We start from the raw sequence: 13,868 nt of genomic DNA, 5'->3' as shown, positions 1-13,868 counted from the left end.
AACACTTTTGTCCCGGTCTCTTTTACATGTATGATAAGATAACCTATGGTAGATACTTGAAAAATGTTCCTTCTTTATCTTTAAATCGATACTGAACAGCTCCATCTAAGTCGGTGCGTAATATGTTTAATTCTTTCCTTTTTAGTGTTTCGAGTACTTTTGATGATGGATGACCATAGGAATTATTTTCTCCTACAGAAATCAGTGCAAAATCAGCATTAATATGGTCCAAAAATGCCTCATCTGTAGATGTATCGCTTCCATGATGAGCCACCTTTAACACATCCACTGGTAAGTTCTGATACGCTCCTATGATTTCCTTCTCTTCACTTTTTCCAATGTCGCCAGTGAAAAGCCAGTATTTACCTCCTAATGCCGTATATAAAACAAGCGAATTTTCATTTGGTGAAAGCTGATCTTTAATTGGTGCAAGCACATAAAATGCTTGCCCATTTATCTCTACCATTTCATTACGTTCTACTCGTTGAATTTGAACGTCGTTATCATCAACAAGTTCAGGCGTCCCTTGACTTAACTCATAAAAATTACTAATTATGACTTTCTCAACATTCATTTCCTCTATCATAAATGGAACACTTCCAATATGATCCATATCCTCATGACTTAAAAAAATAGCATCTATTTTATTGATCCCTCTTGCATACAGATAAGGCTTAATAATTTGTTTATAAACACTGTCTGATGGTTCCATATCCTCAAATGAAAAACGAGCACCTGCATCACTAAAAATGACACCCTGCCGATATGGCAACTCAATAACAAACGCATCTCCTTGTCCCATATCAAGCATCGTAACCGTTCCCACCGGAGAAAAATATGGCCTGACAGCAACACACGTTATTAAAATCACAACCCCACACCCGTAAGTAAATGCTTGTTTTAATCTTTTATGTTGCAAATTTTTCATGAATACAAATAATAAAATGTAATATAGTACAGTAATACCAATTGGTAACTTCCCAATAACCCAAGGGAAATTCAAATGCGCATCCACTAATTCAATAAACCCAATCACCATTTTATGAATAGAAACAAACAACAAATCAAAAATCAAAGTGAAAAAAGATGGCAATGGTGCCAGTAGTAATAACATAAACATCAAAGGTATGACAAATAGGGAGAAATATGGAACAATAATCCAATTTAAAAGAACGGATAATGGTTGAAAAGTTGAAAAGTAGGCTAATAGAAGCGGTAAAATCATCATTTGTGCGATAAAACCAATTTGAAAAACCTGCATATAGCGGGTGTTTGTCTCAGAAATCCATTTTCTAGATAAAATTAATCCAAATGTAACGATAAATGATAATTGAAATCCTATATGATACACGACAAACGGATCAAATAAAACGAGTAGAAGAAAGACAATGCTTAATACATCGGTAATACTAATTTGTAACTTCGTTTTATTTAAAATAATGAAAATCAGAACCATAGTACTCGCCCGCCAGACAGAAGGCTCTCCTCCAGCAATCAAAGCGTATATCGGCAGGAAAAAAATCATAATCCACTGTGCCTTTTCCTTCGTAACGATATTTAGTTTAATCAACAGAAAATAAACGATACCAACAACCAATCCTATATGGAGACCCGAAATCGCTAATATATGAGATAAGCTCCACCTTTGGAACAATTCAACAGTATCTTCACTTATTAGGCTGTCATCCCCTAAAACCAATGCACTTAGCCAAGACGCCGTTTCTTTACTTAAATTTGCCTCAATTTGGTGCAATAATGTATCGCGGATCATGTATATACGATGAAGAAAACCCGATCCTTCACATTGTACATCATCTAATGTATGAACGATTAGCTGATAGGAAATATCATTCGTTAGTAGATAGTTACGGTAATCAAATTGTCCTGGATTCGTGCTTCCTTCAGGGATTTCCATATCCCCTTTTATCATACATGTTGCTCCATGTTTTATTGTTGGATTTTCTTCTAAGGGGGGAGGGTTATCGTTGTTATCGGGAAAGTAGACGATTAATACCTTACTTTCAGATTCGTTATCTTGAAAGAGAAAATCAATTTTCTCTGTTGTGCTATTTACCGGGCCGATTATCTTTCCTGTATGTGGCGTTGATTCTGGAGGTGGTTTTACATTCGCTTCATCAATCGCAGGAATGTACAAAATAAAAAAGAGGAAGAAGGTTAAGGAGAAGAAAATAGGTACTTTCCCTAACCGTTCATAATAGTATAAATAAAATAACCATAGGAGAAAACCAGCTATAAACCAATAATTATCAAAAACAATGGTAAGAATACCTATTGCTACTGAAATCGCAGTAAAATGCCAATATCCTTTCACTTATCTAATCACCTTTATATTATATTTTAAATAGCTCTTCTGCTTTATGCTTTAAAATAGATAATTCCTGATCACCGCTATCGGCTGTTGCGTCCACTTTGTCAAGTAGCTCTTTAACAAGTTCAGCCTTTTCCTGATAGGTTGTGTCTACTGCCAAATAATCTAATTCTACCTTTTTCATCTCCACACCTGCTTCTTGAAATAATTCAATCGCATAAGGGTGATTATTATAATCTTCGGCATAATATACGGTGTTTATCCCGCTTTGAATAAGCTGTTTACAGCATTGCAGGCAAGGAAAATGGGTTACATAGAGATCCGCATTTTCAGTTGGCACACCAAATTTTGCACATTGCAGTAAGGCGTTTGCCTCTGCATGCACGGTACGAACGCAATGACCGTCAATGACATAACAACCTTCATCCATGCAGTGAACACTTCCGGAAACACTTCCATTGTATCCTCCAGCTATAATTCGCTTTTCTCTAACAATCGTAGCACCTACCATCCGTCTTGGACATGTGCTCCGTAGTGCTAATAGATGGCTTTGAGCCATAAAATATTGATTCCAAGCAATTCTTCCCATTTAGACAATCTCCTTTACATTTTGCTTAGCATCAAGCGCCGCCGATGCTTGTCATGCGAACTCTTTCATTCTAGTTTAGATGCAGAATTATTTCTCGTCAATATACTAAGGAATTTGAATATCATTACGAAAGTTCTCAAGCGTTTTTTCTCCAATACCGGAAATTTCAAGTAAATCTTCTTCTGTTTGGAATAATCCATGCTCTTCCCTATATTGGATAATAGCTTGTGCTTTAGATGCACCGATTCCATTCAGATTTTCTATTTCCTCCTGTGTTGCATGATTCATTTTTATCTTTTCGGAATCAGAATGATCATTTCCATTACCCCCACCATCTTTTGCCTCTTCCCCCTCTTTTGGAATGATAATAATCATTTCATCTTGAACCTTTTGCGCTAGATTTACTTGCGTTTGATCTGCATCTTTCGTAAACCCCCCTGCCATTTGAATAACATCATTGACACGAGACTCACGCTCCATTTCATATACTCCTGGCTTCGTTATAGCTCCTTTTACATCAACCATCGTTATCGTTTCTTGTTCTCCGGTGTTTTCTTGTTCTTCTGCAGCATCCAACGACGATGTTACAACATCAAATTCTGTCTCGCTTTCTTCAACACTATCATCGCTGGTAAAAAAGAGAAAAATTCCGACTATACCTGCAATCGCAATAAAAAATGCCCCTTTTTTAAGTAAATCAACCAAATCATGTCACTTCCTTCAGGATAAAAAATGAGTGGGAAAATGCGGTGGATGGCGTGAACAAACGAAGAACCAATCCGATTATATACTAATTCGACAAGTTTTAATATAAATCCTTTAAAAAAGAAAAGATCGGTGATTTTGTATTATCCCGATCTTTTTTCCGCTAAAAAGAAAATTCTCTCTGCTTTTTCATCAATAACCTCATTTTTCAAGGAGAAATCAGCATATATTTTTATATTTTCAAATCCAGCATCCAATAATATTTCTTTAAAAAATAAAATAGAATATGTACGCTGATGATGAAATTCATCAAATCTTTCATATTTTTCTCCATTTAAGGCAAAAAATGTTAAATCATGGTACATCTCTCCAGGTGATTCCCCTTCTGAACAAAACCAAATATAGGACGCATCTTCGGTAACATCGGCAAATGTTTGATTGATCAAATCATGCTCTACATGGTACATGGAATGAATATCAAAAATAAACAATCCCCCATCATTCAACGCATTCGCTACCCCATTCATAACATTTCTTAATTCTTCTTCCGTCGTAATATAATTGATGACGTCACAATAGCTAATGGCCGCATCAAGACGTTTCAAACCATGCATCTGCCTTAAATCCTGACACATCCATTGGACATGCAGCCCTTCTTCACTTGCTTTATGTTCAGCATAAGCAAGCATTTCTGTCGAGTAATCTACCCCTATCATCCGATAGCCTGCTCTCGCCAGCCGAGTTGTAATTTCTCCGGTTCCACAACCCAAATCAGCTATATATTCAATATTTTTTTCGAATTGGTTGATTGCTTTCTGTGTGAAGTTGATCCATTGATCATAAGGAGCATGAGCCATAAGTTTATCATATACATAAGCCATTTGGTTATAAGCCATTCATTAATCTTCCTGTCCAATGTTTAATTCTACTCTAACGGCATCGCCCCATAGACGCTCCAAATTATAATAATTTCGCTCATCTTTATGAAAAATATGGCACACGACATCACCAATATCGACAAGTACCCACCTGCCTTGGTCCATCCCTTCCATGCGCTTAATAGAATAGTCTCTTTCTTCCATCGCCTCTTTAATCGATCTGGCAATAGCCTGTACCTGTCGTTCGGTATTACCATGACAAATCAAGAAATAATCGGTGATCAGAGAAACCTGATTCATATCTAAAGCAATGATATCCTCTGCCCTGACATCATCACAAGCTTTTGCAGCAACTTGAATAATTTCTTTATTTTCCATCTACGAATTACCTCCATCTAAACCTCTGGTTAAATCATTATATGCATGAAATGTATCTGGATAAATCGTTGCGTTTTTTTGCATTAAATAATGAATCGAATTTCGTGTCGCCATCCAACATGCACGTCTTAAGTCTTCTCTGGCCATTTCTCTTACCTCATCTAACCCAGGGAAACTTCTGCCTGGTTCAATATAATCTGCCAAATAAATGATCATTTCTATTTTACTCATATATGCTCTTCCAGTCGTATGGTAATAAATAGCATTTTGTATTCCTGAATTTTGTATTCCAAATTCCCTCTCTACAAGAATAGCCCCGACAGGCCCATGCCATAATTCGTGGTGATAATGAAGTAAATCTTTCGGCAAGCGGGTCTTTTCAATCCATCTTTTAAGTTCATCTAACGGGCGTTGTTTCGCATAATCATGGAATATGGCTGCTAGTTCTACTTCTTCCCTTGATTCATGATATAAATCCGCAAGAATGACCGCAGTCTCAGCAACACGTAGGGTATGATCAAATCGTTCCTTTGTTAAATGAGGTTTTACAAGAGTTACTGCTTCATCTATTTTCATATAACTGCTTCTCCTTAATGTAAGAATAAACGGTTTCCGGTATTAAATAACGAACTGTCTTTCCACTTTCTAATCGATTTCTTATACATGTTGAAGATAAGTCCATCAAAGGTATACCTACTTCCACAATTGGATAAGACGTCTTTAGCTCGTAGCCCGGCCTTTTTACACCAACGAATGTTACTAGGTTCATAAGTTTATCAATTCGATCCCAATGTGGAAGGAATTCAACCATATCTGCTCCGATTATAAAATAAAAATCAATCGTCGGATACGCTTGACGTAATGCCTTCATGGTATCAAACGTATAGGATTTGCCCAAACGTTCCACTTCAATCGTATTCAATCTAAAAGAGGAATTTCCCTTCATTGCTTTTTTCACCATATTTATTCGATCTTCTACACTCGACTTTGCTGATGTTTTATGCGGAGGTGTATAGGATGGAATAAACCATATCTCTTCTAAATCAAGGGCGATCCGTGTTTCTTCCGCTATTATCAAATGCCCCAAGTGTGGCGGATCGAATGTTCCTCCTAATATGCCGACACGTTTCATCTTAGGTCTCCTTACTTGAACCATTTTACGGGAGCTTTATTTGCTTGTTCTCTTCTGATTCCTTATATAGTACAATATTATTACCAATAATTTGCACGATTTCTGCTCCAGTTCCTTCAGCCAGTTGCTCTGCTACGGTATCTTTATCCTCTAGACTATTTTGCAGAACACTCACCTTCATTAATTCCCTTTTTTCCAAGGCATCGTTGATTGTTTCAACCATATTATCATTAACACCCGATTTGCCAACTTGAAAAATCGGCTTTAATTGATTCGCTTCTGCTTGTAAAAACCGCTTTTGCTTTCCTGTTAACATATTATCTTCCTTCCAAATGTCGTTGTAGGCGCTCATCCATATCACCTATGGGAACTTTCTTGCCTGTCCATATTTCAAACGCATACTGTGCTTGATATAAGAGCATAGTATGTCCAAAATGCACGCTAGCACCTGCATCATACGCTTGTTTTAAGAGTTTGGTCTCCAGTGGCTGGTAAATAATATCACTGACAATACTTGGAGATTTGAGCTGGTTTACACGAAATATAACTTTCTCTTGATCTGGTTTCATCCCAACCGATGTTGTCTGAATGATCACATCATATGTTTGCAACATCTCCTCAGCCTGTTCCAATGACAGAATTGCAGTAGCTGCAGTGACATTTTTTAATTTTGCTATTTCTGCAGCCTTTTCTGTCGTTCGGTTGGTTATATCGATATGCAAAAATCCGGCTTGAACAAGTGCATAGTATATCCCCCGTGTCGCACCACCAGACCCAATCAGGAGAATACGTTTAAATTTATCCAAGTAGAAGTCCGGAAATTTATTCTCTAATGATCGTAAATACCCTACTCCGTCTGTATTATAGCCTATCCATTTGCCGTTGCGATTGACAACTGTATTTACTGCTTTAATCCTTGCGGCATCGTCATCAACATCATCCAAAAAAGGAATGATCTTCTCCTTATATGGAACCGTAACATTAAATCCATCTACTTGATCATCCATTAATCGATTGAGCTTCGCAGGAAAGGGTTCATCTGGAGGTATCTCATATATTGAATACTCCCCTTCCAAGTTAGCTTTATTCAGAAAGCTTTCATGTATCCATGGTGAAAGTGAGTGTTTTACTGGATATCCAATAAGTGCAAACCGGTACATAAACTCCCCTCCTAAACTAATGATTTTCGAACAGAAATTGCTACACCTTTTGGGCTATGTACAATAACAGTTGCACCAGCCCCGGCTATACTTACCCAACCAAGCCCCGGGAATACAATATCTGTTTTATCCCCTGTAATACGATATGTGCTTTTAGTCAGACGCGGCAAATTTTCGAGTGTTTTCGCATTAGGGGGTGATAAGAGATCGCCAACATGGTTCTCATAAAGCGCATCCGCGTTCTCCAATTTTGTCCGATGTATTGGCAGCTGATTTGAAAAATAACATACAAAGGATGATTGGTCCCCCTTAATAAAATCCAACCTTGCCAAGCCACCAAAGAATAAAGTTTGTGAACTATTTAATTGATAAACCCTTGGCTTAATTTCTTTGTTCGGTGTAATCAATTTTACATCCTTATCTGAAACATAATGTACCATCTGTTGTTTATTAACAATGCCGGGCGTATCAATGATGGATGTTTTGTTATCCAGTGGAATTTCGATGAATCCGAGTGTCGTTCCAGGGAAGTAAGAGGTTGTTATTACGTCATTTTCCCCACTTGTTTCCTTGATTAACCGATTAATAAATGTTGATTTCCCAACATTGGTCGTGCCTACAATATAGATGTCCCTACCAGCACGGTAATCCTCAAGCTGATGAGTTAACGTTTGTATTCCATGACCTTGCTTTGAGGATATCAAGAAAACATCACTCACAGTAACACCAGCTTCTTTTGCTTGCGACTTGAGCCATTGCGTCAGTCTACGTTTATTGGTAGATTGCGGTAATAAATCTATTTTATTTCCTACTAATACAATTGGATTATCACCAATAATTCTAGGAAGACTCTTTATTAAACTTCCATCAACATCAAAGATGTCAATAACATGCACAACTAGTCCCTCGGTCTTTCTAATACTGCTTACCATCTCCAGGAAATCATCGTCTGTGATAGAGACATCCTGCACTTCATTATAATGTTTTAGACGAAAGCATCTTTGACATAATATATTTTCTTTCGCAAGTGAAGATTTCGGTGTGTAACCAGCCGACTCCGGGTTTGAAGTTTGAATCTTGGCTCCACAGCCCTGACAATAGATTGATTCCAAAACTTATTCCTCCCAGCTTATTTTCCCTTTTTTTCGCATATAATTTAAAATTCGCCGCTCTATCTGCCGGTTAACTTTCGTTAATTTGCCATCTGACTGGACGATCGGAACGACTAAAATAGTGTAAAATCCAGAAATATTTCCACCAAGAACATCCGTTAATACCTGATCACCAATAACCAAAACCTCTTCTTTTTTTAACCCCATACCTTCCGCTACTGTATTAAAAGCCCTGCTTAATGGTTTTCGCGCACTATATACAAATGGAGTTCCCAGTGGTTCAGAAAATATCTTTACTCGCTCCTGCTTGTTATTTGAAATGATGGTCACTTGAATATCATGTTCGTTCATAAGCTTAAACCATTGTACCACTTCTGGCGTAGCATCCTTTACATCCCAAGCTACAAGCGTATTGTCCAGATCTGTGATAATCCCTTTTATCCCTTTTTCTTTTAAAAATGCTGGTTGAATGTCAAATATACGTTTAACATGTTTATTTGGCAACAATTTTTTCAACACTGCTTACACCTCATTATTCCTTTTCAAATAACATTTAAGCCATAATTACATATACCAATCCTATAATAACTTTACAAATTAATAAAGGAAAACTTATAACTATATGATTATAGACGTTATAAAAATGCGTTTTATTCGCTATTATTTTAAAAAAACGTTCGACAAATTCCTCCATTGTTCGCAATGTGGATAACTTTGTTCACAAATAATTAGTTGACATCAAGGTATTTATAACATGTAATAAATTATTGTGCACAAGTTATCTACAGGCTTATGTAGATAACTTTTACCTTGTCCAGATCTTCGAATCATGGTAAATTATTATTAGCTTATAACTGGAATTTGATCCTTTTTAGGAGGGCTGTATTTATGGAGCATTTGTCAGATGCACTATTATTGGAATCTTATCATAAAGCAAATGAATTAAATTTAAGCCCTGATTTTCTTGCCTTAATTGAAGAAGAAATTCATAGAAGACATTTAACCCACAAATTAGGAAATTCAAGATCAGGTCAGTACACATCAATAAAATAATAGAAAAATGAAGGCGAATCGGATCTTGGCTAATAGACAAGCCTCCTTTTTATTTAAGCCTTTCATATACCTATTTCTACAAACGTAATCCCTGTGATATCTTAAGATCATAGGGGTTATTTATTTTTCTTCAAGCTAAACTGTGATAAACTATTTCTTGGATAATATACGAGCTTAGGCAAGTTTTTTTTATTGTAACAGAAATCTACATATCCAAGTAAGAACACTTGCATTATGCTTTAACTCCCCTTATGCAGACGGTAAGCTTTATACCTCCTACTGCAAAAAAGAATGATATTTCTTACATTGTCCATAATGAGGAAGACCGTTTTTCCTATTTTGTGTCAGAAGCTACATCTAATTACTAAATTATTAAGGAGGAATCCCACTAAATGATAGTCGCAGTATTAGCACCACTTCTTATTGCATGTTTCATTCCTTTTTTAAGCAAAATGAAACAAAGAATACATACTGGTTATTTTGTATTTTTTGTCCCCTTTATTATTTTCCTTTATTTTATTCAATTTATTGGGAGTGACTTTAGCCCGCTGAGGCAAACGTACAACTGGATCCCTTCTTTGGGGATAGATTTTGACTTTTACCTCGATGGACTAAGCTTATTATTCGTTTTACTTATTAGCGGTATTGGGGCACTTGTCGTCCTTTATTCTATATTTTATTTAGATAAAGCAGAAAAATTGGGAAGTTTCTATGTTTACTTACTCATGTTTATGACAGCTATGCTTGGTGTTGTGTTATCCGATAATGTTTTCGTATTATATACATTTTGGGAATTAACATCCATTTCTTCATTTCTGTTAATTGGGTATTGGCATTTCAAAGAGCGCTCCAGGTATGGTGCCTTAAAGTCAATGCTCATAACGATTTTCGGTGGATTAAGCATGCTTGGTGGATTTACTCTACTATATGTCATTACCGAAACAGCAAGTATTCAGGGGATGATCGAACAAGTAGATGTTATTATGAGCAGTAAGTATTTACCGCTTATACTTATTTTCATTCTTTTAGGAGCTTTTACGAAATCAGCTCAATTTCCCTTCCATATATGGTTGCCAGATGCAATGGAGGCACCCACACCTGTTAGTGCGTACTTACATTCAGCAACAATGGTTAAAGCAGGAATATATCTAGTAGCTAGGTTCTCACCTATATTTTCAACATATGAATGGTTTGTTATTATTGTAAGTCTAGTTGGGATACTAACGTTATGTTGGGCATCCTATATGGCCGTTCGACAGACGGATTTAAAAGCCATATTAGCATATTCCACGATAAGCCAATTAGGTATGATTATGGCCATGTTTGGTTTTGGCACACAAGCTGCAGTATTTGCAGCTGTATTCCATATCTTAAACCATGCAACCTTTAAAGGAAGCTTGTTTATGGTTGCCGGAATTATCGATCACGAGACAGGTACAAGAGATATCCGCAAATTAGGTGGCCTCGTAACATTTATGCCTATTGCAGCAACACTTACTTTATTTGCAACCTTTTCAATGGCGGGAGTTCCCCTCCCATTCTTAAATGGTTTCTACAGTAAAGAACTATTCTTTGATGCAACATTAGGTTTAACAGAAGCAAATCTATTCAGTCAGGCAATGCCATATCTAGCAGTACTCGGCAGCATTTTTACATTTGTTTATTCCATGTATTTCTTTTTTGGTACATTTACCGGCCCGAAACAATTAGATCAATTGCCTAAAAAACCACATGAAGCACCAATTGGGATGTTAATACCACCAATTATCCTTGTCTTAGGCGTTATACTAATTGGCTTATTCCCTAATATGGTCAACGCTCCATTCCTGCAGCATGCAGCTTCAGCTGTAAATAGCGCAGTGGAATTTCAGGAAGTTAGCTTCTGGCATGGGTTTGCTTATCCACCTTTATTAATGTCATTAGCTGTAGTTGGCGTTGGTATTTTGCTTTTTGGAACACGTAAAAAATGGAGCAGCGTATATCGCGTTCTACCTGGTAAGATGAGTTTTAATAGGGTATATGATGCAATTATACAAAAAATAGAACCTTACACCGCAAAAATCACAAACGTGTATATGAATGGATCATTAAAAACATATATGTCCCTTATTTTGGGAGCTACATTAATTATTACATTTGGATTTATGTTTGCAACAGAAGGTTTTACCATTAATGTTGACAATGCAGCTGACGTATCGTTGATTGAATTATCTATCATCCTTGTTATGGTTATCGCCGCTTTGGCAACCATTTTCACCAAAAATAATATCGCTGCAATTTTGGTATTAGGTGTTGTTGGCTATGGTATTGCGATGCTATTTGTTATTTACCGGGCACCGGATATCGCACTAACACAATTTGTTGTAGAAACAGTTACTGTTGCATTATTTTTACTTTGTTTCTATCACTTACCGAAACTGAAAAAAAGAAAAGAATCAGCCCGTAGTAAGATTACGAATGCTACCATTTCCATAGGCTTTGGTACATTAATGGCATTAATAGGAATTTCAGCACATAGTACGGATTGGTTTGATTCTATTTCTGAATATTACTTGGAAACATCCTATACATTGGGTGGGGGCGATAACGTTGTTAATGTTATCCTGGTTGATATGCGTGGCTTGGATACATTGTTTGAAATCACTGTTCTTGGAATCGCAGCACTCGCCATATACAGCCTCATTAAACTAAAAAAGAATAAGGGGGCGAAATAATTGGAAATCATGACATCAATTTTAGCAGGTATTTTATTTGCAACTGCTATTTACAACATATTACAAAAACAATTACTTCGAATCGTTATTGGTACTACGTTGCTTACACACGGGGCCCACGTGTTTATTTTTACCATGGGTGGATTAAAAACTGGTCAGCCACCTGTGTTGACCGATGGTGTATCTGAATACACCGACCCTCTGCCGCAAGCATTAATCCTGACATCGATCGTTATCAGCTTCGGGGTTACAAGTCTTCTATTAGTTCTGGCATACCGAACAACGAAAGAGAATAATACAGATGATATGGAACAGTTAAGGGGTGAGGATAATGAGTAATTTAGCAGTATTACCAATCATCATTCCATTAACTGCCGCTATCATCCTGATCTTTTTCAATTCCAAAGTGAAGATTTCACGCGGATTGACGAAGGTTTTTTCCCTAATCAGTCTAGGTGCTAGTGGATACATTTTTTGGTATGTCGTAGAAAATGGATCAATCATATTGGAAACCGGGGCGTGGGCGGCACCGTATGGAATTATATTAGTCGTAGATACACTTGCTGCTGTTCTCCTTCTAACAACAAATATAATTACAACAGCATGCGCTTTTTATGCACCACATGCTGGACTCGGTGATAAAGAAAGATTTTATTTCTACCCCTTTTTCTTTTTCCTTATAACAGGAGTTTCCGGTGCTTTTATAACCGGAGATTTATTTAACCTTTTCGTGTTTTTTGAGGTTTTATTAATGGCTTCCTATGCATTAATTGTTCTTGGAGGAGGAAAGGTTCAGCTGCGGGAATCACTTAAATATTTGTTAATTAACCTATTTTCGTCTATGTTGTTCGTAACCGCAGTTGCTTTTTTATATGGAGTTGTTGGAACAGTAAATATGGCGCATATTGCTGAACGTGTTCAGGAGGTTGATCAACAAGGAATCCTGACGACAGTTGGAATATTGCTGTTTTTTGTATTTGCAACAAAGGCAGCGCTTTTCCCACTATATTATTGGTTACCAAAATCGTATATTGTTCCAAATCCGGTTATATCAGCATTGTTTGGCGCATTATTAACCAAGGTGGGAGTGTATTCCATCCTTCGTGTGTTCTCGCTCATCTTTATTCATAAAATAGATTTAACCCATGAAGTATTTATTTGGATCGCCGGTCTTTCGATGATTTTTGGCGTCATTGGTGCCCTATCGACAAATAACATTAAACTAATCGTAGCATATAACATCATACCTGCTATTGGGTTTATTCTCATGGGTATAGGAGTATTCAATGCTGATGGATTAAGTGGTTCTATTTATTATTTAGTTCATGATATGATTATTAAATCCGTCCTATTTTTATTAGTAGGTGCCATTGTTTATATTGCAGGAACCTCGGATTTACGCAAAATGAGTGGTTTAATCCATTATTATCCACTTCTTGGATGGTTGCTCTTTATCGCTGCATTTGTTTTAGCAGGTATTCCACCCTTCAGTGGTTTCATTGGAAAATTACTGCTTCTAAGAGGAGCATTTGCAAGTGGCGAAATTATTATTGCCATTATAACGTTGGCTACCAGTTTATTAATTCTTTATTCAATCATGAAGATTTTCATCAAAGGCTTTTGGGGGAGCAAAGATGAAAGTACAACACTTGAAATAAAACCGACAAAGGGATTAATCACACCAATTGCAATCTTACTAGCAATTTCCGTTGTATTAGGAATAGGAGCAGAATTTTTCTATCCAATTGTTGATTCGATTGCAACAAATTTGATTGATCCACAAATCTATATTGATTCTGTATTAAAGGAGTAATCAAA

General features: G+C 36.7%; 15 protein-coding genes. 4 read left to right on the top strand and 11 right to left on the bottom strand.

Features of this window, described 5'->3' with window-relative positions; translation table 11 throughout:
- Positions 1-43: 43 nt before the first annotated feature.
- The 11 genes from KFZ56_RS09705 to KFZ56_RS09655 all read right to left on the bottom strand — a co-directional run bounded on the left by KFZ56_RS09705 (position 44) and on the right by KFZ56_RS09655 (position 8,802).
- Positions 44-2,332, bottom strand: coding sequence for a DNA internalization-related competence protein ComEC/Rec2 (locus KFZ56_RS09705; protein ID WP_222641755.1), 2,289 nt, complete (start codon positions 2,330-2,332; stop codon positions 44-46).
- Between the two features lie 19 nt (positions 2,333-2,351).
- A complete protein-coding gene (locus KFZ56_RS09700; protein WP_222641754.1) occupies positions 2,352-2,918 on the bottom strand; it encodes a ComE operon protein 2 in 567 nt (188 codons plus the stop codon).
- 105 nt (positions 2,919-3,023) lie between these two features.
- A complete protein-coding gene (locus tag KFZ56_RS09695; RefSeq protein WP_222641753.1) occupies positions 3,024-3,623 on the bottom strand; it encodes a helix-hairpin-helix domain-containing protein in 600 nt (199 codons plus the stop codon).
- Positions 3,624-3,766: 143 nt separating this feature from the next.
- Positions 3,767-4,519: a class I SAM-dependent DNA methyltransferase gene (locus KFZ56_RS09690; protein WP_222641752.1), complete on the bottom strand. Its 753-nt coding sequence runs from the start codon at positions 4,517-4,519 to the stop codon at positions 3,767-3,769.
- A gap of 3 nt (positions 4,520-4,522) precedes the next feature.
- A complete protein-coding gene (rsfS, locus tag KFZ56_RS09685) occupies positions 4,523-4,879 on the bottom strand; it encodes a ribosome silencing factor (protein WP_222641751.1) in 357 nt (118 codons plus the stop codon).
- The gene (gene yqeK, locus KFZ56_RS09680; RefSeq protein ID WP_222641750.1) at positions 4,880-5,455 is read right to left on the bottom strand and encodes a bis(5'-nucleosyl)-tetraphosphatase (symmetrical) YqeK; all 576 of its coding nucleotides are present in this window, start codon (positions 5,453-5,455) and stop codon (positions 4,880-4,882) included.
- Positions 5,442-6,011 (bottom strand): nicotinate-nucleotide adenylyltransferase, encoded by a 570-nt coding sequence (locus tag KFZ56_RS09675; RefSeq protein WP_222641749.1) that lies wholly within the window; start codon positions 6,009-6,011, stop codon positions 5,442-5,444. Before KFZ56_RS09675 ends, yqeK begins: the two co-directional genes overlap by 14 nt.
- A 25-nt stretch (positions 6,012-6,036) precedes the next feature.
- Positions 6,037-6,327: a ribosome assembly RNA-binding protein YhbY gene (gene yhbY, locus KFZ56_RS09670; RefSeq protein WP_222641748.1), complete on the bottom strand. Its 291-nt coding sequence runs from the start codon at positions 6,325-6,327 to the stop codon at positions 6,037-6,039.
- Between the two features lies 1 nt (position 6,328).
- Complete coding sequence (aroE, locus tag KFZ56_RS09665; RefSeq protein ID WP_222641747.1) at positions 6,329-7,171, bottom strand: shikimate dehydrogenase; 843 nt, start codon at positions 7,169-7,171, stop codon at positions 6,329-6,331.
- An 11-nt stretch (positions 7,172-7,182) separates the two neighbouring features.
- Positions 7,183-8,283 (bottom strand): ribosome biogenesis GTPase YqeH, encoded by a 1,101-nt coding sequence (yqeH, locus tag KFZ56_RS09660; RefSeq protein ID WP_222641746.1) that lies wholly within the window; start codon positions 8,281-8,283, stop codon positions 7,183-7,185.
- A gap of 3 nt (positions 8,284-8,286) precedes the next feature.
- On the bottom strand, positions 8,287-8,802 hold the full coding sequence (locus KFZ56_RS09655) for a YqeG family HAD IIIA-type phosphatase (RefSeq protein ID WP_222641745.1): 516 nt from the start codon (positions 8,800-8,802) through the stop codon (positions 8,287-8,289).
- 369 nt (positions 8,803-9,171) lie between these two features.
- On the opposite strand from KFZ56_RS09655, the gene KFZ56_RS09650 reads away from it, so the two are divergent.
- The 4 genes from KFZ56_RS09650 to KFZ56_RS09635 all read left to right on the top strand — a co-directional run bounded on the left by KFZ56_RS09650 (position 9,172) and on the right by KFZ56_RS09635 (position 13,863).
- Positions 9,172-9,336: a sporulation histidine kinase inhibitor Sda gene (locus KFZ56_RS09650; RefSeq protein WP_222641744.1), complete on the top strand. Its 165-nt coding sequence runs from the start codon at positions 9,172-9,174 to the stop codon at positions 9,334-9,336.
- Between the two features lie 392 nt (positions 9,337-9,728).
- The gene (locus tag KFZ56_RS09645) at positions 9,729-12,050 is read left to right on the top strand and encodes a Na+/H+ antiporter subunit A (RefSeq protein ID WP_222641743.1); all 2,322 of its coding nucleotides are present in this window, start codon (positions 9,729-9,731) and stop codon (positions 12,048-12,050) included.
- Complete coding sequence (locus tag KFZ56_RS09640) at positions 12,051-12,389, top strand: Na(+)/H(+) antiporter subunit C (RefSeq protein WP_222641742.1); 339 nt, start codon at positions 12,051-12,053, stop codon at positions 12,387-12,389.
- On the top strand, positions 12,382-13,863 hold the full coding sequence (locus KFZ56_RS09635) for a Na+/H+ antiporter subunit D (protein ID WP_222641741.1): 1,482 nt from the start codon (positions 12,382-12,384) through the stop codon (positions 13,861-13,863). Before KFZ56_RS09640 ends, KFZ56_RS09635 begins: the two co-directional genes overlap by 8 nt.
- Positions 13,864-13,868: the final 5 nt, after the last annotated feature.

The sequence above is a fragment of the Virgibacillus sp. NKC19-3 genome, assembly GCF_019837165.1.
Classification (GTDB): Bacteria; Bacillota; Bacilli; order Bacillales; family Amphibacillaceae; genus Virgibacillus_L; species Virgibacillus_L saliphilus.
Note: the sequence above shows the minus strand (reverse complement) of the source record. Positions and strands in the feature narration are given on the sequence as shown.

What these genes read in the sequence shown, in the direction of transcription:
- KFZ56_RS09635 (WP_222641741.1), top strand. Translation starts at nt 12,382, where the DNA reads ATGAGTAATTTAGCAGTATTACCAATCATCATTCCATTAACTGCCGCT.
- aroE (WP_222641747.1), bottom strand. Translation starts at nt 7,171, where the DNA reads ATGTACCGGTTTGCACTTATTGGATATCCAGTAAAACACTCACTTTCA.
- rsfS (WP_222641751.1), bottom strand. Translation starts at nt 4,879, where the DNA reads ATGGAAAATAAAGAAATTATTCAAGTTGCTGCAAAAGCTTGTGATGAT.
- KFZ56_RS09700 (WP_222641754.1), bottom strand. Translation starts at nt 2,918, where the DNA reads ATGGGAAGAATTGCTTGGAATCAATATTTTATGGCTCAAAGCCATCTA.
- KFZ56_RS09675 (WP_222641749.1), bottom strand. Translation starts at nt 6,011, where the DNA reads ATGAAACGTGTCGGCATATTAGGAGGAACATTCGATCCGCCACACTTG.
- KFZ56_RS09650 (WP_222641744.1), top strand. Translation starts at nt 9,172, where the DNA reads ATGGAGCATTTGTCAGATGCACTATTATTGGAATCTTATCATAAAGCA.
- KFZ56_RS09690 (WP_222641752.1), bottom strand. Translation starts at nt 4,519, where the DNA reads ATGGCTTATAACCAAATGGCTTATGTATATGATAAACTTATGGCTCAT.
- KFZ56_RS09645 (WP_222641743.1), top strand. Translation starts at nt 9,729, where the DNA reads ATGATAGTCGCAGTATTAGCACCACTTCTTATTGCATGTTTCATTCCT.
- yhbY (WP_222641748.1), bottom strand. Translation starts at nt 6,327, where the DNA reads ATGTTAACAGGAAAGCAAAAGCGGTTTTTACAAGCAGAAGCGAATCAA.
- yqeK (WP_222641750.1), bottom strand. Translation starts at nt 5,455, where the DNA reads ATGAAAATAGATGAAGCAGTAACTCTTGTAAAACCTCATTTAACAAAG.